18 protein-coding genes and 1 tRNA gene are annotated in these 22,228 nt (G+C 68.4%); 11 read left to right on the plus strand and 8 right to left on the minus strand.

Annotated features, from left to right (window positions below; all coding sequences use genetic code 11):
• Nucleotides 1-12 precede the first annotated feature (12 nt).
• From LGR54_RS01330 to ccmA, 5 genes are all read right to left on the minus strand, one after another.
• On the minus strand, nucleotides 13-891 hold the full coding sequence (locus LGR54_RS01330; protein ID WP_230360186.1) for a F0F1 ATP synthase subunit gamma: 879 nt from the start codon (nucleotides 889-891) through the stop codon (nucleotides 13-15).
• 40 nt (nucleotides 892-931) lie between these two features.
• Nucleotides 932-2,461, minus strand: a complete 1,530-nt coding sequence (atpA, locus tag LGR54_RS01335; RefSeq protein WP_230360187.1) for a F0F1 ATP synthase subunit alpha — start codon at nucleotides 2,459-2,461, stop codon at nucleotides 932-934.
• Between the two features lies 1 nt (nucleotide 2,462).
• The gene (locus LGR54_RS01340; RefSeq protein ID WP_230360188.1) at nucleotides 2,463-3,017 is read right to left on the minus strand and encodes a F0F1 ATP synthase subunit delta; all 555 of its coding nucleotides are present in this window, start codon (nucleotides 3,015-3,017) and stop codon (nucleotides 2,463-2,465) included.
• 341 nt (nucleotides 3,018-3,358) lie between these two features.
• On the minus strand, nucleotides 3,359-4,027 hold the full coding sequence (gene ccmB / locus LGR54_RS01345) for a heme exporter protein CcmB (protein WP_230360765.1): 669 nt from the start codon (nucleotides 4,025-4,027) through the stop codon (nucleotides 3,359-3,361).
• The gene (gene ccmA / locus LGR54_RS01350; protein WP_230360189.1) at nucleotides 4,027-4,689 is read right to left on the minus strand and encodes a heme ABC exporter ATP-binding protein CcmA; all 663 of its coding nucleotides are present in this window, start codon (nucleotides 4,687-4,689) and stop codon (nucleotides 4,027-4,029) included. The genes ccmB and ccmA overlap by 1 nt, the downstream gene beginning before the upstream one ends.
• A 220-nt stretch (nucleotides 4,690-4,909) precedes the next feature.
• On the opposite strand from ccmA, the gene acnA reads away from it, so the two are divergent.
• The 6 genes from acnA to LGR54_RS01380 all read left to right on the plus strand — a co-directional run bounded on the left by acnA (nucleotide 4,910) and on the right by LGR54_RS01380 (nucleotide 12,355).
• Entirely contained in the window at nucleotides 4,910-7,594 is a 2,685-nt protein-coding gene (acnA, locus tag LGR54_RS01355; RefSeq protein ID WP_230360190.1) for an aconitate hydratase AcnA, read from the plus strand.
• Nucleotides 7,595-8,040: 446 nt separating this feature from the next.
• The gene (locus LGR54_RS01360) at nucleotides 8,041-8,793 is read left to right on the plus strand and encodes a thioredoxin family protein (RefSeq protein WP_230360191.1); all 753 of its coding nucleotides are present in this window, start codon (nucleotides 8,041-8,043) and stop codon (nucleotides 8,791-8,793) included.
• 469 nt (nucleotides 8,794-9,262) lie between these two features.
• Nucleotides 9,263-9,604 (plus strand): DUF2794 domain-containing protein, encoded by a 342-nt coding sequence (locus LGR54_RS01365; protein WP_230360766.1) that lies wholly within the window; start codon nucleotides 9,263-9,265, stop codon nucleotides 9,602-9,604.
• A gap of 45 nt (nucleotides 9,605-9,649) precedes the next feature.
• Nucleotides 9,650-10,528 carry an N-carbamoylputrescine amidase gene (gene aguB / locus LGR54_RS01370; protein ID WP_230360192.1) on the plus strand — a complete coding sequence of 293 codons (879 nt, stop codon included), beginning with the start codon at nucleotides 9,650-9,652 and terminating at the stop codon, nucleotides 10,526-10,528.
• Between the two features lie 13 nt (nucleotides 10,529-10,541).
• A complete protein-coding gene (gene aguA / locus LGR54_RS01375) occupies nucleotides 10,542-11,630 on the plus strand; it encodes an agmatine deiminase (RefSeq protein WP_230360193.1) in 1,089 nt (362 codons plus the stop codon).
• Nucleotides 11,631-11,695: 65 nt separating this feature from the next.
• The gene (locus LGR54_RS01380; protein ID WP_230360194.1) at nucleotides 11,696-12,355 is read left to right on the plus strand and encodes a hypothetical protein; all 660 of its coding nucleotides are present in this window, start codon (nucleotides 11,696-11,698) and stop codon (nucleotides 12,353-12,355) included.
• A gap of 19 nt (nucleotides 12,356-12,374) precedes the next feature.
• Here the strand turns inward: LGR54_RS01380 and LGR54_RS01385 are convergent, their stop codons facing one another.
• The gene (locus tag LGR54_RS01385; protein ID WP_230360195.1) at nucleotides 12,375-13,571 is read right to left on the minus strand and encodes a CaiB/BaiF CoA-transferase family protein; all 1,197 of its coding nucleotides are present in this window, start codon (nucleotides 13,569-13,571) and stop codon (nucleotides 12,375-12,377) included.
• Between the two features lie 200 nt (nucleotides 13,572-13,771).
• Between LGR54_RS01385 and LGR54_RS01390 the strand changes: the two genes are divergently transcribed.
• The 5 genes from LGR54_RS01390 to LGR54_RS01410 all read left to right on the plus strand — a co-directional run bounded on the left by LGR54_RS01390 (nucleotide 13,772) and on the right by LGR54_RS01410 (nucleotide 19,200).
• Nucleotides 13,772-14,512: a gamma-glutamyl-gamma-aminobutyrate hydrolase family protein gene (locus LGR54_RS01390; protein WP_230360196.1), complete on the plus strand. Its 741-nt coding sequence runs from the start codon at nucleotides 13,772-13,774 to the stop codon at nucleotides 14,510-14,512.
• A 134-nt stretch (nucleotides 14,513-14,646) separates the two neighbouring features.
• Nucleotides 14,647-14,733, plus strand: a tRNA-Leu gene (locus LGR54_RS01395).
• A 228-nt stretch (nucleotides 14,734-14,961) separates the two neighbouring features.
• Entirely contained in the window at nucleotides 14,962-15,735 is a 774-nt protein-coding gene (locus LGR54_RS01400) for an SDR family oxidoreductase (RefSeq protein WP_230360197.1), read from the plus strand.
• A 365-nt stretch (nucleotides 15,736-16,100) separates the two neighbouring features.
• Nucleotides 16,101-18,305: a transglycosylase SLT domain-containing protein gene (locus LGR54_RS01405; RefSeq protein ID WP_230360198.1), complete on the plus strand. Its 2,205-nt coding sequence runs from the start codon at nucleotides 16,101-16,103 to the stop codon at nucleotides 18,303-18,305.
• Nucleotides 18,306-18,861: 556 nt separating this feature from the next.
• The gene (locus tag LGR54_RS01410) at nucleotides 18,862-19,200 is read left to right on the plus strand and encodes a hypothetical protein (protein WP_230360199.1); all 339 of its coding nucleotides are present in this window, start codon (nucleotides 18,862-18,864) and stop codon (nucleotides 19,198-19,200) included.
• Nucleotides 19,201-19,313: 113 nt separating this feature from the next.
• Here the strand turns inward: LGR54_RS01410 and LGR54_RS01415 are convergent, their stop codons facing one another.
• Both LGR54_RS01415 and LGR54_RS01420 read right to left on the minus strand, forming a co-directional pair.
• Nucleotides 19,314-20,132 (minus strand): hypothetical protein, encoded by an 819-nt coding sequence (locus LGR54_RS01415; RefSeq protein ID WP_230360200.1) that lies wholly within the window; start codon nucleotides 20,130-20,132, stop codon nucleotides 19,314-19,316.
• An 82-nt stretch (nucleotides 20,133-20,214) separates the two neighbouring features.
• Complete coding sequence (locus LGR54_RS01420; protein WP_230360767.1) at nucleotides 20,215-21,726, minus strand: lytic transglycosylase F; 1,512 nt, start codon at nucleotides 21,724-21,726, stop codon at nucleotides 20,215-20,217.
• Nucleotides 21,727-22,228: the final 502 nt, after the last annotated feature.

The following is a 22,228-nucleotide window of genomic DNA, read 5'->3' on the forward strand; positions in this document are numbered from 1 at the left end:
ACCGCGCTATCGTCAGAGCGCTTCGGCGCCGGAAATGATTTCGATCAGTTCTTTGGTGATCTGGGCCTGACGGGTGCGGTTATAAATCAGCGTCTGCTTCTTGATCATGTCGCCCGCATTGCGGGTAGCGTTGTCCATGGCGCTCATGCGGGCGCCCTGCTCCGACGCGCCGTTTTCCAGCAGCGCCGTGAAAATCTGCACCGCGAGGTTGCGCGGCAGCAGGTCGGCGAGAATCTCGTTCTCGTCCGGCTCATATTCGTAGGTCGCCGCAGCACCGGCAGCCGCCGCGACGGCCGGGAAGGTCGCCGGGATGATCTGCTGCGCGGTGGGGGTCTGCGAGATCACCGACTGGAAGCGGCTGAAGAACAGCGTCGCGACGTCGAACTCGCCGGCCTGGAACATGCCGGTGACCTTCTCGGCGATCGCCTGGGCGTCGGCAAAGGTGACGCCCTTGTTCGCGCGCAGCTCGACGAACTCGACGATCTGCTTCTCGAACTGGCGGCGCAGCGGCTCATAGCCCTTGCGGCCGACACAGAAGATCTTGACCGTCTTGCCCTGCGCCATCAGCGAATTGGCGCGCTCGCGGGCAAGGCGAACGATCGAGGAGTTGAAGGCGCCGCACAGGCCGCGCTCGGCGGTGAGCACGAGCAGCAGGTGCACATTGTCCTTGCCGGTGCCGGTGAGCAGCAGCGGCGCATCCGGCCCGCCGGAAACGGCGGACGCGATGTTGCCGAGCACGCTTTCCATGCGCTTGGCATAGGGACGCGCCGCCTCGGCGGCGGTCTGGGCGCGCCGCAGCTTGGCGGCGGCGACCATCTGCATCGCCTTGGTGATCTTCTGCGTCGCCTTCACCGAAGCGATGCGGTTGCGCAGTTCCTTGAGGCTGGCCATCTACCCTCGGCTCCCGTACCCTCGACGCCGCTTCGCCCGATCAGGCGAAGGTCTTCGCGAAGGCGTCGATCGCCTTGACGAGATTCGCGGTGGTGTCCTTGGACAGTTCCTTGGACGTGCGGATGCTATCGAGAATGTCGGCGTGCTTGGTGCGGAGGAACAGCAGCAGCCCGTCCTCGAAGGCGCGCACCTTCGACACCGGCAGGGTGTCGAGATAGCCGTTGGTGCCGGCATAGATCACCACCACCTGCTCCTCGACCTTCAGCGGCGCGAACTGCGACTGCTTCAGGAGCTCGGTGAGGCGGGCGCCGCGGTTGAGCAGCTTCTGCGTCGAAGCGTCGAGGTCGGAGCCGAACTGGGCGAAGGCGGCCAGCTCGCGATACTGGGCGAGCTCGCCCTTGATCTTGCCCGCGACCTGCTTCATCGCCTTGATCTGCGCCGAGGAGCCGACGCGCGACACCGAGAGGCCAACATTCACCGCCGGGCGGATGCCCTGGAAGAACAGGTCGGACTCAAGGAAGATCTGGCCGTCAGTGATCGAGATCACGTTGGTCGGGATGTAGGCCGACACGTCGTTGGCCTGGGTCTCGATGACCGGCAGGGCGGTCAGCGAGCCGGCGCCGTTCTCGTCGTTGAGCTTCGCGGCGCGCTCGAGCAGACGCGAGTGGAGATAGAACACGTCGCCCGGATAGGCTTCGCGGCCCGGCGGGCGGCGCAGCAGCAGCGACATCTGGCGGTACGCCACGGCCTGCTTGGACAGGTCGTCATGGATGATGAGGGCGTGCATGCCGTTGTCGCGGAAGAACTCGCCCATGGCGGTGCCGGCGAACGGCGCCAGGAACTGCATCGGCGCGGCGTCGGAGGCGGTCGCGGCGACGACGATGGAGTATTCCAGCGCGCCCTGCTCTTCCAGCACCTTCACGAACTGGGCGACGGTGGAGCGCTTCTGCCCGATCGCGACATAGACGCAATAGAGCTTGGCCTTCTCGTCGGTGCCGACGTTGATCGACTTCTGGTTCAGGATGGTGTCGAGCGCGATGGCGGTCTTGCCGGTCTGGCGGTCGCCGATGATCAGCTCGCGCTGGCCGCGGCCCACCGGGATGAGGGCGTCGATCGCCTTCAGGCCGGTCTGCATCGGCTCGTGCACCGACTTGCGGGGGATGATGCCCGGCGCCTTCACATCGACGCGGCGGCGCTCGGAGGACTCGATCGGGCCCTTGCCGTCGATCGGGTTGCCGAGAGCATCGACGACGCGGCCGAGCAGGCCCTTGCCGACCGGCACGTCGACGATGGCGCCGGTGCGCTTGACGGTCTGGCCTTCCTTGATCTCGCGGTCGGAACCGAAGATCACGACGCCGACATTGTCGATTTCGAGGTTCAGCGCCATGCCGCGCGTGCCGTTCTCGAACTCGACCATCTCGCCGGCCTGGACGTTGTCGAGGCCGTAGACGCGGGCGATGCCGTCACCGACGGACAGGACCTGACCCACCTCGGAGACTTCGGCTTCCTGGCCGAAATTCTTGATCTGTTCCTTGAGGATCGCGGAAATTTCTGCGGCGCGGATATCCATATCAGCGAACCTCTTTCATCGCAGTGCGGATCGAATTGAGCTTGGTCTTGAGCGAGGCGTCGACGAGACGCGAGCCGATCTTGACCTTGAGACCACCGAGCAGGGACGGGTCGACGGTGACGGCGAGCTGAGCGTTCTTGCCGGTCATCTGGTCGAGCGCGCCCTTGAGGGTGGCGGCGTGAGCATCGGAAAGCGGCTGGGCGACCGTGACCTCGGCCACGATCTCGCCCTTCTCAGCCGCCGCCAGCGCGTCGAAGGCGCGAATGATCGCCTCGATCGCGAACAGGCGCCGATTGGCCGCCACCGTCTTGAAGAAATTGCCGGCGAGACCGCCGATCCCGACCCTGTCGAGCACCGCGGCCACCGCGTGCTCCTGCTCCTCGGAGGAGAAGACCGGGCTGCGCACCAGACGCTTCAGGTCATCGCTCTCGGCGATGAGGGCGCCGAACCGGTCGAGGTCGACCTTCACAGCGTCGATGGCCCCGGCCTCGCGCGCGAGCTCGAAAAGAGCCGTCGCATAGCGCCCTGCCACACCGGATACGTAGGTCTCCGCCACCGTGCCTCTCTCGGGCTTCTCGGGTTGTCCACCACAGCCGGGACGGCTGGGGGTCGAACCCGGATTTACAAGGGTTTTGAACTGAACTGGGAGAGCCGACCGAGCGGGCCCCCCAATCAGGTCGGGCGGTTCCCTAACACGGCTCTTCCCGTGCTGCAACACGATGAAAGCATGGATTCGGGCAGGCAAATGACGTAGCGCCCCATTGGCGCCCCGCTGGTGCCGCCTTGCCACGCTGCCACGGGGTTCCGGGCGGCGTTTCAACGGCTTGCCGCTACCTGCGGCGCATTGCTGCACCTGGTATGCCAGAGCCCACCGATTCGTCGGAATGGAAATATTTTTCATTCCCGCGCGGCGCGCAGCGCCGCCGCCGCCGCAACCGGCCCCAGCACCAGCGCCCCCAGCGACAACCCGGCGAGGATGCGGAACGGCGCGCCGAACGGCACGGTGCCGCCGATCGCCGCCCCGGTCGCCGCCACCCCGAAGATCAGCACGGGAATGGTCAGCGGCATCACCAGCACCGCCACCAGAAGCCCGCCGCGCCGGAACGCCGCCGCGAAGGCGGCGCCGACCAGGCCGAGAAAGGTCACCGCCGGGGTGCCGACCAGCAAGGTGAGGCAGAGCGCGCCGATCGCCGCCGGCTCCAGATTGAGCAGCAGCGACAGCACCGGCGCCGCCACCACCAGCGGCAGGCCGGTGGCGAGCCAGTGGGCGAGGCCCTTGGCCGCCGCCGCCAGCTCCACCGGCAGCTCGCTCATGAACATCAGATCGAGCGAGCCGTCCTCGGCATCGGCGGCGAACAGCCGGTCGAGCCCGATCAGCGAGGCGAGCAGCGCGCCGATCCACAGGATCGCCGGGCCGATGCGGGCGAGCAGGTTGAGGTCCGGCCCGATGGCGAAGGGGGTGACCACCACCACGGCGAGGAAGAACACCACGCCGAGCCCGGCGCCGCCGCCGGCACCGAGGGCCAGCGCAAGGTCGCGGCGCACCAGCGCGAGAAAGGCACGGATCACGACGCCACCTCTTCGGTCCATGCGGCCCCGGGCGGGGTTCGCGCCGCATGCGCGCCGATGTCGAGCGATTCGCTCGGCCCGAGATCGAGCGGTGCATGGGTGGCCGCGACCAGCAGGCCACCTTTTTCGACGTGCGCGCGCGCGAGTGCCGCGAACAGCGCCTGTGCCCGCGCGTCGAGCGCGGTGGTCGGTTCGTCGAGGATCCACAATGGCCGCTCGGTCACCAGGAGGCGGGCGAGGGCGAGCCGGCGCTTCTGCCCCGCCGACAGCACGGCGACCGGCAGCCCGCCGAGGCCGCCGAGGCCGACCGCCTCCAGCGCGTCCTCGACCTTCAGCGCCGCGCCCTGGTCGACGCCGCCGAGCAGGTCGCGCCAGAAGCCGAGATTGGCGCTCGCGCTCAGCGCCAGCTTGTGGGCGTCGAGATGGCCGAGATAGTGCACTTGCTCACGATAGGCGTCCGGCTCCGGCGCGCCCTCCAGACGGATGGAGCCCGATACCGGCGAGGCCAGCCCCGCCAAAAGTCTTAGGAGCGAGGATTTGCCGGCGCCGTTCGGTCCGGTGACCACGAGCGCGCGCCCCGCCGGGACGGTGAAACCGAGGCCGCGAAACAGTTCGCGCGCGCCCCGCCGGCAGGCGACTTCCCTAACGACCAGCTGCATCGACCGTCTCCGGAGCGGCCGTATCGCCCCCGCCTTGCACTATTTTGCGCTGCACCCCGTCAGACCCCTAGGATCGTCGTTTGAAATCGCTCTATATAGAAAACTGAACGATGCGCCGTGGCCTCAGGCCGGGCCGCGCGAGCTATAGCCCGCGCAACCGCTTCCTGTCCAAGGTCGTAAAGAGCGTGTCGAGTCCACTCTTACCGAGGACCGGCCAACCGTGACGTCGCTCGACAGCTTCAAAAGCCGCAAGACCCTCACCGTCGGAAACAACAGCTACACCTATTACAGTCTGCCGGACGCCGAGAAGAACGGCCTCGACGGGGTGTCGGCGCTGCCTTTCTCGATGAAGGTCCTGCTTGAAAACCTGCTGCGCTTCGAGGACGGGCGCTCGGTGACCAAGGACGACATCGTCGCCATCAAGGACTGGCTGGTGAACCGCGGCAAGGCCGAACGGGAGATCGCCTATCGCCCGGCCCGCGTGCTGATGCAGGACTTCACCGGCGTGCCGGCCGTGGTCGACCTCGCCGCCATGCGCGACGCCATGGTGCATCTCGGCGGCTCGCCGACCAAGATCAACCCGCTGGTCCCCGTCGACCTCGTCATCGACCACTCGGTGATCGTCAACTTCTTCGGCAATGCCGACGCCTTCGGCAAGAACGTCGAGGAAGAGTACAAGCAGAACCAGGAGCGCTACCGCTTCCTGAAATGGGGCCAGTCGGCCTTCGACAATTTCCGCGTCGTGCCGCCCGGCACCGGCATCTGCCACCAGGTGAACCTTGAGTACCTCGCCCAGGCGGTGTGGACCAAGGCCGAGGACGGTACCACCGTCGCCTATCCCGACACCTGCGTCGGCACCGACAGCCACACCACCATGGTGAACGGCCTCGGCGTGCTGGGCTGGGGCGTCGGCGGCATCGAGGCCGAGGCGGCCATGCTCGGCCAGCCGGTCTCCATGCTGATCCCGGAAGTCATCGGCTTCAAGCTGACCGGCAAGCTGAACGAGGGCATCACCGCCACCGACCTCGTGCTGACCGTCACCCAGATGCTGCGCAAGAAGGGCGTGGTCGGCAAGTTCGTCGAGTTCTTCGGCCCCGGCCTCGAGCATCTCTCGCTCGCCGACCGCGCCACCATCGGCAACATGGCCCCGGAATACGGCGCCACCTGCGGCTTCTTCCCGGTCGACGAAGAGACCATCGCCTATCTCGACGAGACCGGCCGCGATCCCGATCGCGTCGCGCTGGTCGCCGCCTATTCCAAGGCGCAGGGCATGTGGCGCTTCGACGGCATCGCCGACCCGGTGTTCACCGACGTCCTCGAGCTCGACATCTCCACCGTGCTGCCCTCGCTGGCCGGCCCGAAGCGCCCACAGGACCGCGTGCTGCTCTCCGGCACCAAGCAGGGCTTTCTCGCCGCGCTGGAAGGCGAGTTCAAGAAGCCCGGCGAGGCCGGCAAGCGCGTGCCGGTGGAAGGCGAGAGCTTCACGCTCGGCCATGGCGACGTGACCATCGCCGCCATCACCTCCTGCACCAACACCTCCAACCCTTCGGTGCTGATCGCCGCCGGCCTTCTGGCCCGCAATGCGGTGGCCAAGGGGCTGAAGTCCAAGCCGTGGGTGAAGACCTCGCTGGCGCCCGGCTCGCAGGTGGTGGAAGGGTATCTCGCCGCCGCCGACCTGCAGAAGGACCTTGATGCCGTCGGCTTCAACCTGGTCGGCTTCGGCTGCACCACCTGCATCGGCAATTCCGGTCCGCTGCCCGAGCCGATCTCGGAAGCCATCAACAAGCACGACCTCGTGGCCGGCGCCGTGATCTCCGGCAACCGCAACTTCGAGGGTCGCGTCAACCCGGACGTGAAGGCGAACTACCTCGCCTCGCCACCGCTGGTGGTCGCCTATGCGCTGGCCGGCTCGCTGCAGATCGACCTGACCACCGAGCCGCTCGGCACCGGCACGGACGGCCAGCCGGTCTATCTCCGCGACATCTGGCCCTCCAACAAGGAGATCGCCCAGTTCATCCGCGAGAACGTCACCAAGACGATGTTCCTCGAGAAGTACTCCGACGTCTTCAAGGGCGACGAGAACTGGCAGAAGATCGCGATCCCGCAGGGCGAGACCTATGCCTGGGACGACCGGTCGACCTATGTGCAGAACCCGCCCTACTTCGTCGGCATGACCCGCGAGCCGGAACCCGTCACCGACATCCTCAAGGCGCGGGTGATGGGCCTGTTCCTCGATTCGATCACCACCGACCACATCTCCCCGGCCGGTTCGATCAAGGAAGCCAGCCCCGCTGGCTACTATCTGCGCGACCATCAGGTCCGCCCTGCCGACTTCAACCAGTACGGCACGCGGCGCGGCAACCATGAAGTGATGATGCGCGGCACCTTCGCCAATATCCGCATCAAGAACCAGATGCTGGGCGGTAAGGAAGGCGGGTTCACCCGGCACTGGCCGGACGGCACGGAAATGCCGATCTACGACGCCGCCATGCTCTATAAGCAGGAAGGCGTGCCGACGGTGATCTTCGCCGGCAAGGAATACGGCACCGGCTCCTCGCGCGACTGGGCGGCCAAGGGCACCAAGCTGCTCGGCATCCGCGCCGTGATCACCCAGAGCTTCGAGCGCATCCACCGCTCGAACCTGGTCGGCATGGGCATCGTGCCGCTGGTGTTCCAGAACGAGGACTCGTGGCAGTCGCTCGGCCTGAAGGGCGACGAGGTCGTCACCATCAAGGGCATCGAGGGCGACCTCAAGCCGCGCCAGACGCTGATCGCCGAGATCGTGTTCGCCGACGGCACGGTGAAGAACGTGCCGCTGACCTGCCGCATCGATACGCTGGACGAGCTGGACTATTTCCGCAACGGCGGCATCCTCCAGTACGTGCTGCGTAATCTCGCCGCCTGAACGGCTGGCTGTTTCACGTGAAATGAGCGGCGCGGGGCATCCCCGCGCCGTCCGTGTTTCCGGGCTCCGCCCCGCTGGCGCGCCGCGGCGGCGGGGGCGGAGAGCGGCCGGTGTGTAAGCTGCCGGTTTGTGACCTTGCGGCAACTTCACCCTTCCGTGCGCGAGCGACACTCCAATGTGACTGGCGGCCGGCGGTGGTGCGTCTTAAAGCCTAGCCGGTACCGTTTCGCTGCCCCACCTGCCGCCCCCGCCCGCCGGGACGAAGATGAGGAATTTCCGCGCCGATGCCGTTCCCGTTCTCCGGCCCCGCCGGCCTTCTCGCCCGAGCCGCCTTCCCCCGCCTTGCGGGGTTGAGGGCGTATCTCGTGGAGCGGGATAGTGCGGGACGGAACATTCTCGAACGGACTATTCCGGGGCTCGACATCGGGAGCGCGGCGATCCGGGGGTTGGCGCTCGTCGGGCTGATCGCCGCGACCACCGCCCCCGCCCGCGCGCAGGACGCGGCGGCAGCGACTGCTACTCCGGCCGCCGCCGCGCCGATCCACGCGGTGACCAAACCCCGCGCGGTCGTCGAACTGTTCACCAGCCAGGGCTGCTCCGCCTGCCCGCCCGCCGACAAGTTGCTCGCTGAGATCGCCGACCGGCCGGACGTGATCGCGCTCACCCTCGCCGTCGACTACTGGGACTATCTCGGCTGGAAGGACACGCTGGCCAAGCACGGCCACACCTCGCGCCAGAAGGCCTATGCCAAATTGCGCGGCGATTCCAAGATGTTCACCCCGCAGGCGGTGGTGAACGGCACCGCCATGGCGGTGGGGAACGACCGCTCGGCGCTGGAACAGACGCTCGCCACCTCCCGCGCGCCGGACGTGCCGGTGACGCTGAGCGTGCGCGACGGTAAGCTGCATGTCGCCGTCGGTCCCGGCAGCGGCGCCGGCGAGGTCTGGCTCTGCCCGGTCGCCAGCAAGGCCAAGGTGGATATCGGCCGCGGCGAGAATGAGGGCACCGAGATCACCTACCACAATGTGGTGCGCGGCTGGGTGAAGCTCGGCGACTGGACCGGCGCGCCCGCCAGTTTCGAGGCGCCGCTGCGCCGGCCCAACGATGTCGACATCGACGCGCTGGCGGTGCTGGTGCAGTCCGGCTCCTCCGCCGCGCCCGGCCCGATCCTCGGCGCCGCTCTCCAGCCGATTCCCTGAACGATCCGCACGGACTGCCCGGCGATGCGCCGAACACCAGGCAAAAGAAAAGGCCGGCGTTGCGGCCAGCCTTGGTCAGTCGATTGGGGATTGAACCTGAGTAGCGCCAGGCACGTTCCACGCGACGCCGCGGGGGGCTGGGGGGCTGGGAAACCGATGCGCTTCGCGGATCGGCCTGACGCTATGGTTAATCTTATCCACCCCCGGCTTGGCGGCCGAAAGGCCGAATTTTGGCAAGCCTGTGGCCGTCGTTGACGAGGCCGTGAGAGGCGGAACCTCCTGCAGACGGGGGCTGGTATCCGGCCCCTCGCAAGGCCCCCTCCGCATCCGGGGGGCTTGTGGCCGCCGGATGCAGAGGCGATCATGACAGATCGATGATGCGTCGCGGCCCGCCGGGGCGGCGGGCATCTCCAGCAAGGCTTCGGCAAGGTTTCGGGAGGTCCGCGTGGCGGATATCGAACCCATAGGATTGGCCGCCGGCGCGCGCGCCGACGACAAAGGCGGCCAGAAGGACAGCGTCGTCACCTTCGACCGGCACGAACTCGACCGCATTCTCGGCCTCTACGGCCGCATGGTGGCGCTGGGCGAATGGCGAGACTATGCCATCGCCTTCACCCGCGACCGGGCGGTGTTCTCCATCTTCCGCCGCGCCGCCGAGGTGCCGATCTACCGGGTGGAGAAGGACCCGCGCCTTGCCCGCAAGCAGGGCGCCTACACGGTGGTGTCGCAGACCGGGCTCATCCTGAAGCGCGGACATGAGCTTGCCCGCGTGCTCGCGGTGTTGGAAAAGCCGCTGCGGGCGGTCAACTGAGCCACAGCCGCCCCGATTCGGCTTCCCGCGCCACCGGAGTTCCCCATGCGCCTCCTGACCCTCGCCGCCACCCAGATGCGCTGCGACTGGGACATTCCCGGCAATATCGCCCGCGCCGAGCGCCTGGTACGCGAGGCGGCCTCTCAGGGGGCGAAGCTGATCCTGCTGCAGGAGCTGTTCGAGACTCCGTATTTCTGCCAGGACCAGCTCCACGAATTCCTCGATCTCGCCGCCCCGGTCGAGGGCAACAAGCTGATCGCGCATTTCGCCGCGCTGGCCGCCGAGCTCGGCGTGGTGCTGCCGCTCTCCTTCTTCGAGCGCGCCGGGCCGGCCGCCTATAACAGCCTCGCCATGATCGACGCCGACGGCACCGTGATGGGCATCTACCGCAAGAGCCACATTCCCGACGGACCGGGCTACACGGAGAAGTTCTACTTCTCGCCCGGCGATACCGGCTTCAAGGTGTGGGACACCGCGGTCGGGCGCGTCGGGGTCGGCATCTGCTGGGACCAGTGGTTCCCTGAATCGGCGCGTGTCATGGCGCTCAAGGGCGCCGAGGTGCTGCTCTACCCGACCGCCATCGGCTCCGAGCCGCAGGACCCCAGCCTCGATTCCGCCGCCCACTGGCAGCGGGTGATGCAGGGCCATGCCGGCGCCAACCTGATGCCGCTGGTCGCCTCCAACCGCATCGGCACCGAGCCTGGTCGTAACGGCACCGAAATTACCTTCTACGGCTCCTCCTTCATCGCCGGGCCGACCGGCGAGAAGGTGGCGGAGGCGAACCGCACCGACGAGAGCGTGCTGGTGGCGAGCTTCGACCTCGACGCCATCGCGCAGCAGCGCCGCTCATGGGGCGTGTTCCGCGACCGCCGGCCGGAGCTCTACGCGCCGATCCTCACCCTCGACGGCCACACCTCTCGCTGAAGACCGCACACCGATGACCGACACGCTCCCCAGCCTGCCCACCGCCGACGGCTTCCGCATGCCGGCCGAGTGGGAGCCGCATGACGGCACCTGGATGATCTGGCCGGAGCGGCCGGACAATTGGCGCGAGGGCGCGGTACCGGCGCAGGCCGCCTTCGCGGCGGTGGCGAGCGCCATCGCCCGCTTCGAGCCGGTGAGCATGCTGGTCACCGCCGCGCAATGGCAGAACGCCCGCGCGCAGCTTCCCCGGCATATCCGCCTCGTCGAGGCTGCGAGCGACGACAGCTGGTGCCGCGACAGCGGGCCGACCTTCGTTAGCGACGCGCAGGGCCGGCTGCGCGGCGTCGATTGGGAGTTCAACGCCTGGGGCGGGCTCTATTCGCCCTATGATAATGACCGGCTGATCGCCGCCAAGGTGCTGGAGACCGAGCGCGCGCCGCGCTACGCCGCGCCGCTGGTGCTGGAGGGCGGCTCGATCCATGTCGATGGCGAGGGCACGCTGCTCACCACCGAGGAATGCCTGCTCAACCCCAACCGCAATCCCGACCTCTCCCGCGAGGAGATCGAGCAGCACCTGAAGGACCATCTCGGCGTCTCGACCATCCTCTGGCTCGGTGCCGGGCTGGTGGACGACGAGACCTCCGGCCATATCGACAACATCGCCTGCTTCGTGCGGCCGGGCGTGGTGGCGCTGACCTGGTGCGACGACCCGGACGACCCGCAATACGCCATCTCGCGCGACGCCTTCGACCGGCTGAACGGCGCGCGCGACGCCAAGGGCCGCGCCATCGAGGTGGTGAAGCTGCCGCTGCCCGGACCGCTGTTCCGCACGCGGGAGGAGGCGATCGACCTCGCCTCCGGCGGCACCATGACCCGGCAAATCGGCGAGCGGCTCGGCGGCTCCTATGTCAATTTCTACGTCGGCAACGGCTTCGTGCTGATGCCCGCGCTCGACCCCGCCCATGACGGCGAGGCGGCGGAGATCCTCGCCCGGCTGTTCCCCGGCCGCGAGGTGGTGGCGCTGCCGACACGCGAGATCCTGCTCGGCGGCGGCAATATCCATTGCATAACCCAGCAGCAGCCGGCGGGAAGGCCGGGCTGATCGGCAAGCGCCGACTTTCCTCCGCTGGCGTGGACAGCTAGCGTGCGCCGGCTGGGGAGACACCGATGACGCTGCCGACCGAACCGCCGGAGGCGAATGACGCCGCTGCGCCGACCGGCGAACCTGCTGGGACGAGCGTGCCGCTGCTCGCGCCGACCTTGAGCCCGGCCGAGCTCGATACGCTGCTGCGGCACGCCCGGACGGCGCGGGGCATCGTCGAATATGGCTGCGGCCATTCCACCGGCGAATTCGTCCGCCTCGGCGCGGCGCGCATTCTCAGCATCGATTCCGATCCGGCCTGGATCGAGCGGCTGCGGCTGGTGCCGGAGCTGGCCGGGGCGGAGGCCGAGGGGCGCCTCGGCTTCATCCATGTCGATCTCGGCCCGGTGAAGAACTGGGGCAAGCCGAAGGACCGCAGCCTGAAGCAGCGCTGGCCGGCCTATCCCCTGGCGCCTTGGGTGCGCGAGCCGGATTTCGCCCCCGATCTCGTCTTCGTCGACGGGCGCTTCCGCGTCGCCTCGATTCTCGCCGCGCTGCTGTTCGGCCCGCCCGGCGTCACCGTGGTGGCGCATGATTTCTGGAGCCGGCCGGAATATCACCCGGTGCTCGCCTTCGCCGAAGTGGTGGAGCGGGCGGAGACGCTGGCGGTGCTGCGCGCCGCGCCGGGCCTCGACCTCGCGGCGCTGGCGACCGCGCTGCGCCCGGCACTCGTCGAGCCGCGCTGAGACGCGGCTCGCGGCCCACTCAGCCGATCACGCCGGCCTGCCTGAGCGAGGCGATCCGCTCCGGCGCGTAGCCCAGCGCCTCGGCCAGCACGAGATCGGTGTGCTCGCCGAGCCCCGGCGGCACCGCGCGTACGGTAGGCGGCGCTTCCGACAGTCGCAGCGGGCTCGCCACCGAGCGGAACGTGCCGATGGCCGGGTGCGGCGTCTCCACCACGCTGCCGCGCAGCTGCGCCGTCTCGCCGGCGAAGGCCTCCGACACCGTGTGCACCTTGCCGGCGGGAATGCCGAAGCGGTGCAGCTGATCGAGAATGTCGCCCAGCGCGAAGCCGGCGATCTTCGCCGAGAGCGGCGGCAGCAGCTCGGCCCGGTTTTCCGCCCGGCCGCGATTGGTGACGAAGCGGGGATCGGCGGCGAGCTCGGGCGCGCCGAGCACGTTGACGCACAGCCGGCGATACTGCTCGTCATTGCCGACCGCCAGCGCCAGGCGCCCGTCGCGGCAGGCGAAGATCTGGTAGGGCACGATGGAGGGATGCGCATTGCCGAAGCGCTTCGCCTCCGCCCCGGTGTTGAGATGCGCCGAGGCGACATTGGCGAGCAGGAACAGCGCCCCGTCCATCAGCGCGATGTCGATCGCCTGCCCCTGCCCGGTGCGCTCGCGCATATAGAGGGCGGCGAGGATCGCCTGCACCGCGTTCATGCCGGAGACGAGGTCGACGAAGGCGACGCCGAGCTTCATCGGCTCGCCCTCGGCCTCGCCGGTGATCGCCATGAAGCCGGATTCCGCCTGGATGACGAAATCATAGCCGGGCCGGTCCTCCTGCGCGTGGCCGCGGCCATAGCCGGAGATCGAGCAATAGATCAGCCGCGGGTTGATCGCCTTGAGGTCGTCATAGGTCAGGCGGAACTTGCGCAGGCTCGCCGGGCGGAAATTCTCGATGACGATGTCGGCCTGGCGCGCGAGGCCGATGACGATCTCCCGCCCCTCCGGCGTGGTGAGATCGACGGCGAGGCTCTTCTTGTTGCGGTTGGCGGCGAGATAATAGGTGGCGATGCCGCCGGCGGCGGGCGGGGCCCAGGTACGGGTGTCGTCGCCGGTGCCGGGATTCTCGACCTTCCACACCTCGGCGCCGAGATCGCCGAGCGTCATCGTCGCCCATGGCCCCGCGAGGACCCGCGACAGGTCGAGTACCTTGATGCCGTCGAGCGCGCCTTGCATGGGAATCCCCTCGGTTTCGCGGGACGGCACATAGCGGTATCCGGCGCCACGGGGCAAGCGCCCGTCCAAAGGCGGAGACGCCACAGGCGCGAACGGACTTGCATCCGGCGGCCTTCCCAGCGTTATATTCATATGGATATAGCGATAGGAAGGTAACGACTATGCGCGGCAGGCAGCGCGCGGACCGGCGGCGATCCGCCGTGGCGATCCGCCATGTGGCCTTCGAGGATCTCGGCAGCCTTGCCCGCACGCTCGACGCGCGCGGCTGGGCGGTGTCCTATTGCGAGGCAAGCACCGACCAGCTGTCGCATTATTCCATCCGCGACGCCGACCTCATCATCGTGCTCGACGGCCCGATCGGCCTCGGCGACCGGCGCGCCTTCCGCTTCCTCGACAGCGAGATGCACCTGATCGAGCGCCGGCTGGCGCGCGGGCTGCCGACGCTCGGCATCGGCCTCGGCGCGCAATTGATGGCGGCGGCGACCGGCGGGCGGGTCGAGGCCGGCGCGCCGACGCCGATCGGCTGGGGCGAGGTGTCGCTGACCCCCGAGGGCCGGCGCTCGGCGCTGGCGCCGCTCGGCCACCCCGGCGCCAAGGTGCTGCACTGGCGCGGCGACGGCATCGAGCTGCCGCCCGGTGCCCGCCGGCTCGCCTTCGACGCTCATCGCGAGAACCAGGCCTTCGCCTGCGGCGAGGCCGGACTGGGGCTGCAATTCCATCTGGAGGCCGACCCGCGCGGGCTGGAGGAATGGTATGTCGGCCATGCGGTGGCGCTCGCCGCCGCCGGCATCGACGTGCGCCAGCTGCGCCGGCAGGGCCGAAACTGCGCAATGGCCGCCGGGGCGATGGCCGAGACGGTGTTCGGTGGCTGGCTCGACGCCCGCTTCCCCGAGGCGGCCGCGCCGGCCGGGCTCGGCCCGCTCGACCGGCTGTCGGCCTGAGCCGCCTTCGAGCGGTATTGTCGGACCGGCGGGACGGGGTCTCGCGCCGCCGCCCGCAGTGTCGGTGCGATGATGGTTCGACAGTGCGATGGACGCTTGGCGAGCCGCGCCATCCGTTATAGATAGCTCCCCGCGCGGGCGTGGCGGAATTGGTAGACGCAGCGGACTCAAAATCCGCCGTCCTCACGGATATGTCGGTTCGAGTCCGACCGCCCGCACCAGCCCTCGGCTACATCGGCCAGCCGCGGCGCCACGCCTCTCCTCTCAGCCTGCCTCCCGCACGACCGGAGCACCGCGCGGATTGTGAGAGCATCCTGACAGGATGCGCCGGATCTGACAGGGAATACCGGAAGCTTCGATTTTATCTGCAATCCCAAGGCGATAGTCTTCCTCCTCCTCCGAGCGACGGCGCGTGACGCCGCGCGCCGGGCAGTACAGGAGAAGTCGCCATGGCCGATCACCGCATCACCGGCAAGACCGTCATCATCGCCGGTGGCGCCAAGAACCTGGGCGGCCTCATCGCCCGCGATCTTGCCGCCCACGGCGCCGGGGCCGTCGCCATCCACTACAACAGCGCCGCCTCGAAGCCGGAGGCCGAGGCCACGGTGGCGGCAGTGAAGGCCGCGGGCGCCGAGGCCGTGGCGTTCCAGGCCGACCTCACCTCCGCCGGCGCGGTGGAGAAGCTGTTCGCCGACACCGTCGCCGCCATCGGCCGGCCCGACATCGCCATCAACACCGTCGGCAAGGTGCTGAAGAAGCCGATGAGCGAGATCTCGGAAGCCGAGTATGACGAGATGACCGCCGTCAACGCCAAGACCGCCTTCTTCTTCCTCAAGGAGGCCGGCCGGCACGTGAACGACAACGGCAAGATCGTCACCCTCGTGACCTCGCTGCTCGGTGCCTACACGCCCTTCTACGCCGCCTATGCCGGCACCAAGGCGCCGGTGGAGCACTTCACCCGCGCCGCTTCCAAGGAATTCGGCGCCCGCGGCATCTCGGTAACCGCGATCGGCCCCGGCCCGATGGACACCCCGTTCTTCTACCCGGCCGAGGGGGCCGAGGCGGTCGCCTATCACAAGACCGCAGCGGCACTGTCGGGCTTCTCCAAGACCGGGCTCACCGACATCGCGGACATCGTGCCGTGGATCCGCCTTCTCGTCTCCGAGGGCTGGTGGATGACCGGCCAGACCATCCTCGTGAATGGCGGCTACACCACCAAGTAATTCTCATTCACCTCGTTCTCGTCGGCATCCTCATCGTCCGGACCGGCTCCGCAATGTCGGTCCGGGCGCCCGCCGGCGGCTTCGTTCCACCGGCGGGAAAGGGGAGCGACGGGTAGCCCGAGGCCGCGAGTGCCCCGAGCTGCCCAGCCTCCTCGCAGGGACGGTTTCTGCGCTACGCCCCCAAGCGTCCGGAAGCCGTCCCTCACATCGCCGCCCCTGCTGATGGAGGTGCCGGCCGGTCCTTCACGCACACTGATTCGACCTGCCGCCCCCCACTGTGTTAGCCTGAAGTATTCGTGCAGCAGCAGAGATCTACGGGAAGAACACTCCCGATTTAGCGTGACATGAACAGGCTGGGGGGCCTCATGAATCCGCTGATTTTGCTTGCCGGCAACCTGCTTCCCAGCCTGCTGGACTTCCTCGTCGGTGACCGCGGCGAGAAGGTCGCGGAGGCAGTGGTGAACGCCGTCGCCCGGACGACGGGCGCGAGCGACGCCACCACGGCGCAGGAAAAGGTCGACCAGGATCCCGCCGCCGCCGCCGAATTGCGGCTGGCGCTCGCCCGCATCGTCGCCGACGAGAAGAAGCTGGCGCTCGAGGCCGAGACGCAGCGCCGGCGCGACGAGATCGCGGAGGAAGCCCAGGTCCGCAAGGACGCGCTCGACCGCGACCTCGCCACCCACAAGGCCAGGCTCGACGAGATGGTCGCCACCGAGAAGGCGGCGCTGGAGCAACGCCAGCAAGACATCGTCGAGACCACTGGCGCGCGGCAATTGCTGAGCACGCTGATCGACAAGGACACCATCGTCGCCCGCACGCCGATGGTGCTGTCCTACATCGTCACTATCGGCTTCTTCCTGGTGCTGGTGTCGTTCCTGCTCTTGAAGAACCGGCTGGAAGTGCCGCAGCCGCCGGAACTGCCCAAGGGGCTCAACGACATCCTCGGCACGCTCGAGCCGCAGCAGATCGCCGCGCTGGTGCAGCCGCGCTCCGACTTCGTCGTGCAGATCATCAATATCTGCGTCGGTGCGCTCGCCGCCGCCTTCGCCACGGTGATGAGCTTCTGGCTCGGCTCCTCGCAGAGTTCGCGCAACAAGGACGTGCTGGCCGCCGGCCTGCAACAGCAGACCAATGAGAGCCAGGAGCGTCAGGCACAGCAGAACCGGCGCACCGTCGAGCAGGTGGCGAAGTCGGTGTCGGAGGCCAAGAGCCCCGCCGTGGTGGTCGCCGAGGACGGCTCCGTCACCGCCGTCGTGCCGGCGCCCTCCACCGGCACGGTGATCGTCGCGCCGCCGGCGGAGGCCGCCGCCCAGGAGCCGGCGCCGGAACCGGCCAAGCCGATGAGCGCCAGCGTGCTCACCGAGTTGATGCCCAAGCTCGTGCACCCGCACCGGCATTTCCCGGACGCGGTGAGCTGGGCGCTGACCACCTCCGGCATCGCCATCGACAGTGCCCGCGCCGAAGGCACGCCCGGCGAGCCCACCACCGTCGGCAAGATCTGGGACATGTTCGGGCCGCTCTGCGCCGCCTCGGCGAAGAAATACGGCGTGCCGGTGGAGCTGATCGTCGCCACCATCGCCACCGAGAGCTCCGGCAACCCCAATGCCCGCCGCCCGGAGCCGCAGATCAACGACGAGAGCGTCGGGCTGATGCAGACGCTGGTGAAGACGGCGCGCGACGCCACCGGCCGGAGCGGGCTGCGCGCCGACGAGCTTCTCGACCCCGGCACCTCGATCGATGCCGGCACCGCTTATATCGCCAAGCAGCGCAGCTCCACCCAGCTCGATCCGCCGCGGGTCGCCGCCGCCTACAATGCCGGCTCGCTCAAGCGCGACGACGCGGCAGCCAATCGCTGGAAGCTGCATTGCTTCCCGCGTGGCACCGGCGAGCACATCGACAGGTTCGTCGCCTGGTTCAACGACGCCATGCGGGTGTCCGACGACGAGGACTGGGGCAAGATTCGCGACTGCCCGAGCTTCGCGCAGGAGCTGACCGGCGTCGCCCCGCCGCCGGCGACGCTGGACGTCTCCTCGCCGGATTTTCCGCCCCGGCCTTCCTTCCGCGCACTGGTGTCGCTGGAAGACCGCCAGAAGCTGTTCGGCGCCTTCCAGTTCGTGTCCGCCCCGGTCGCCGGCAATCCCGAGAACATCCGCATCCTCGGCGACTGGGAGGCCCGCAACATCGTCAAGGTGGAGATCCCGCTGCAGAGCTTCCGCGGCAAGCCGGGCCCGCTCGCCCTGCGCTTCCACGTCAAGGCGAAGGACCAGCTGATCGCGCTGTGGCTGGAATGGGAGAAGGCGGGGCTGCTCGGCCACATCCTCACCTATGACGGGGCGTTCGTCGCCCGCTTCCAGCGCAAGAGCACCACCAAGCTGTCCAACCACGCCTTCGGCACCGCCTTCGACATCAACGCCGCCTGGAACCCGCTCGGCGTCGAGCCGGCGGCCATTGGCGAGAAGGGCTGCCTGCGCGAGCTGGTGCCGATCGCCAACAAGCACGGCTTCTACTGGGGCGGGCATTTCAACACCCGCCCGGACGGCATGCATTTCGAGGTCGCCCAGCTGCTGTGACGGGAGGCCGACAGGCTCGCGGCTTCCCACCGGCCGGGCGCCGGCGGCCATGGCGGGCACTCGCACGCAGCAAGGCGGCGCACGGCCGGCGTTACCGCGCTGAAGAAACGCCGCGCCTCCCTTTTTGATGGGCCGGCGATACGGCGTCGATGAAGTCCTGGCGCTGCGCGGGCCGGGGGTCGGGGGTCGGCGATAGCCGACGACGCTCCATCTTCCCCTCATCCAGCCCGCCGACTCGCATGCTCCTAGGGCGGTCGGGGCGACCGGCGGAACCTCGCGGGGAGCGCACGACACCGGTGGGTCGTGGCCGTCGCCGGCGATAATCTCGCGGCAGGCGGGCCTCGCGGGAGCGCATAAGACCGAGGGTACCGCTCGCTCTCTCCCGACATCTTCCTGCGGAAGGCATGCTTCGGCCGCGTTTTCGCCGACTTGGCGACGCGAAGCGGCAGCAACATGGCACCTGGGTCGGCGAAACCCTCGTCACCGTTCCGGCGTTGTAGCGGTACATGGGACCGCTTCCGCACCGGGCGGCGACGTCCCCATGTGGGAGAGTGACGTGGATAGACGTGGATTCCTTCTCGGCCTCGCCGGTGTCATCGGTGCCGGGGCCACGGCCGGGCTGGCGTTCGCCTCCTCGGCAGAGGCGGTACCTCTCGACCAGCTGAAAGATCTCGCCACCGCCGATCCTTCAACCGCTGAGACCCCCGACGGCACGCTCGTCGAGGACGCGCAATATTGGGGTCCGCCGCGCGGCGGCTGGGGCTGGGGCCCGCCTCCCGGCCCGCCGCCGGGCTATTGGCGCCGCCGCCGGCGTCGCTATCGCCGGCGGGTTTGCGGCTGGCGGCGCGACCGCTGGGGCCAGCCGTTCCGCAGCTGCTGGTATGACTGGCGCTAAGCCCGGAACGCGCGGAAAGCCAGACGGAATCGGGCAGACGCGGTCTTGGCGGCCGCGTCTGCTGTCTAGGTGGCCGCCCGCGGCGCCAGGCCCGCGATAGCCGCGCTTGAGATCTACGGCGCGGCTTCCGGAAGCGGCGGGATTTGCACACCGCCCTTGAACCCCTGAAGGGTCCATTCATACGCCGCCGTACCCGCGCGCAGGTAGCCGAGGCGTGCCGAGCCCAGGTCGAGAATGTTGAGAATGACCGTGGTCCACATGAAGGTGAGCAGCGCCACCAGCAGGCGAAGCGGTCTTTCCCTCAAGCCGAGCTGGTAGCCGAGGCAGGCCATGCTCAGCAGGGCCAGCACTATCAGCAACCAGAACATTTGGGTCGGCAGCCGCAAGGAGAAGGCGAAGCGTTCGGCCGTCGCCGCGTCGAAGGCCTCGTTTAGCGCGACCATGAGGGCGCTCGCGACGGGATCGGGGCGTGCGCGCACGATTGCGGAAAGGTGGCCCCACATCTCCGACTGGAGTGCGCTCGTGCGCAGATTGAGCGCATCGACGGCCGCCTGGTCGCGCTCGACGCCGATGAAGCCGGCCCGCACACGGGTATAGTCTTCCAGCAGGCGGGCGATCGCCTCCGACCGGGGATCGCCGAGCGCCTTCGCTCTCAACCAGGCCGTCCCGATCGCATTGGCCTCGGCGAGGCCGCCCGCCTGCCGCTCGCTGAAACGCGCATTGGCGAAGGACAAGGTGAGGGCGAGCACGAAAGCCAGCAGGCCGAGCATGCCGCCGACGATCACCCCGACGGCTTCCGGCTGAGCCAGATTTCGCGCCCGGTGGCGGCGCCCGATCCAATGACCGGTCTCGTAGGCGGCCAATTGCGACAGAAACAGAATGACGCCAAACAGGGCGATGCTGCGCTCGGCAATCGCAATGGCGAGGGACATCAGGCTTCCTTCCGGATCGGCGGTCGTCCGCCCTGCAATTTATGGCGCCGGATCGTCATCGCCGCGGCCCGCGTCCCGCGAGCTAGTTGATGGACGTGGAAGGCGCCGGCGCGGCGCTGTCCTTGCGGTCGAAATAGAGCTGGTAGGCCACGTAGTACTTATAGATGTTGCCGACATATTGGACGGTCTCTCGCCCGACGATGCGGGCGGCGCCGTGCTCGACATTGCCAAACCACACATTCGGATCGAGGCCCATCTTCGTGGCCTCGCGGCGGAATTTGCGCAGATTGCCCGGCCCGGCATTGTAGGCGGCGATGGCGAACAACATGCGGTTGATCGGCGTCAGCGCCGGATCGTTCACATAGCGGGTGGACAGGTAGTTCAGATATTTGGCGCCGGCCTCGATGTTGCGCTCGGCGCTCTTGTCGATGCCGGTGATGCCGACCGCCTTGTCGGCCGCCGTGGAGGGCAGCAGCTGCATGATGCCGACCGCCCCACGGCGGCTGCGGCGGCTCTGGTCCAGCTGGGATTCCTGATAGCCCTGCGCCGCGAGCAGCAGATCGTCGAACGCGTAGCTCTTGCCATATTGCTCGAACAGGACGACGAGCGCCTCGAACTTCTCGATTTCGCTGCGGTCATAGGCGGCGCGCACCATCCTGTCGTTCTGGTAGTAGCGCGTCTTCAGCATGTTGCCGAAGGCGGTGCCGACCTTGTGAGTGGCGACGAACGCGGTGAGCCGCGCGGCGAGCGCGGGGCTGTCCTTGCGGATCGCCCAGGCGATGGCGCCGTCCTCGGCGATCGCGATGTCGGGATGCAAGGTGACGCGGGTGAAGGTGCCCGCCCAGATCTCCGCCTTATGCCGGTCGACAATGGTCCAGGGCAGCAGCCCGGCATTGACCATTTCCAGGAGATCCTCATCCTCGAGGCTCTCGTCGATTGGCTTGATGACGATCTCCGGCTTGCCCTCCAGCTTCAGCCGCGCATTGAGCGTCGTCAGGTGAGCGAAATAGCTGCTGCTCGCCCGTACCGGCACCGTCTTGCCGGCGAGATCGTCGAGCGAGGCGACCGCGGGGGCCGCGGGGGCCGAAGGACCGCTCACCAGCACCTCGCTGACACCGGTGGCGAACGGATCGGTGAAGTCCACCACGCCCTGCCGCTCGGGGGTAATGGTCAGGTTGGCGGCGATGATGTCGCCGCGCCCGGCGATCAGCGCCGGGATCAGCTGGTCGCGCGCGGTCGGCACGAAGGCGACCCGCATCCGCTCGATCTCCTTCTTGCGACCGCGATTGAGATCAGCCTCCAGCGCCTGACCGAACTCCACGGCGGTGCCGAGCTGGCGTCCACGGTCGATGAAGTAGATCGTCTTGCTGTACGGCACCAGGATGCGGATCAGCCGCCGCTTTTCCATGCCGTCGAGATCGCCGGTCCAGGCCCGGAAGCCGGGTCCCGACACCGCGCCTTGCGCCGACGCCGCCGTCGGCAGGAACCATGGCAGCAACGGTGCGACGGACAGGCAGGCGAGAATCGCCACCCGGATGGCAAGACGCGCCGCGCGCGGCGCAGCCGACGGACAGGCACGCGTCCGGCAGATCATGGACACCAGAACACCCCCACACCCGGCAGGGGCACGCTGGCGCCGCTCTACCGACACGCCGCAAGCATAACGTATCGCCATGCCGCGTCCATGCGCATGATGCTAAGCGGGGCACCTCCAGGGGACGCCTCTAGTGGCGTCTCCGGCCCTCTCGACCCGCGCCAGGCGCCGGGTCGCGTGACCACCTCCGCGCCGGCAGCCCCCGGTTGGATCGGCCGGCCAGGCCATCGACGATAATAGCCGGCTTATCATATGCTTGGTGAAGCCGATCGCCCAATCGGACCGGCATACATCCCGGCGCGCGACGGGTGGATGGAGTTCTCGCCGGCCGGGGGTGGAGCCCCTCACCGGGCTCGATAGCCGTGCGAAGGGTCCCGGCAATCGAAAGCGGCACCGGGGCGGCGCCACTTCTTCAGCCCATCGCCGGAGTGTGTTCCCACGGTGACAACTCCGTCGTAATTCCCCATGGGGAAGCCGACTTTCCTCCTATCTCCTTGGCCCG

Origin of the sequence: Ancylobacter sp. Lp-2 (genome assembly GCF_020523795.1) — a bacterium.
Lineage (GTDB): Bacteria > Pseudomonadota > Alphaproteobacteria > Rhizobiales > Xanthobacteraceae > Ancylobacter.

Excerpts from the sequence above, each read along its gene's own strand:
- LGR54_RS01400 (WP_230360197.1), top strand. The coding sequence starts at position 14,962 with ATGGCCGATCACCGCATCACCGGCAAGACCGTCATCATCGCCGGTGGC.
- aguB (WP_230360192.1), top strand. The coding sequence starts at position 9,650 with ATGCGCCTCCTGACCCTCGCCGCCACCCAGATGCGCTGCGACTGGGAC.
- LGR54_RS01420 (WP_230360767.1), bottom strand. The coding sequence starts at position 21,726 with ATGATCTGCCGGACGCGTGCCTGTCCGTCGGCTGCGCCGCGCGCGGCG.
- LGR54_RS01385 (WP_230360195.1), bottom strand. The coding sequence starts at position 13,571 with ATGCAAGGCGCGCTCGACGGCATCAAGGTACTCGACCTGTCGCGGGTC.
- ccmA (WP_230360189.1), bottom strand. The coding sequence starts at position 4,689 with ATGCAGCTGGTCGTTAGGGAAGTCGCCTGCCGGCGGGGCGCGCGCGAA.
- LGR54_RS01405 (WP_230360198.1), top strand. The coding sequence starts at position 16,101 with ATGAATCCGCTGATTTTGCTTGCCGGCAACCTGCTTCCCAGCCTGCTG.
- LGR54_RS01330 (WP_230360186.1), bottom strand. The coding sequence starts at position 891 with ATGGCCAGCCTCAAGGAACTGCGCAACCGCATCGCTTCGGTGAAGGCG.
- LGR54_RS01380 (WP_230360194.1), top strand. The coding sequence starts at position 11,696 with ATGACGCTGCCGACCGAACCGCCGGAGGCGAATGACGCCGCTGCGCCG.
- LGR54_RS01415 (WP_230360200.1), bottom strand. The coding sequence starts at position 20,132 with ATGTCCCTCGCCATTGCGATTGCCGAGCGCAGCATCGCCCTGTTTGGC.
- aguA (WP_230360193.1), top strand. The coding sequence starts at position 10,542 with ATGACCGACACGCTCCCCAGCCTGCCCACCGCCGACGGCTTCCGCATG.
- atpA (WP_230360187.1), bottom strand. The coding sequence starts at position 2,461 with ATGGATATCCGCGCCGCAGAAATTTCCGCGATCCTCAAGGAACAGATC.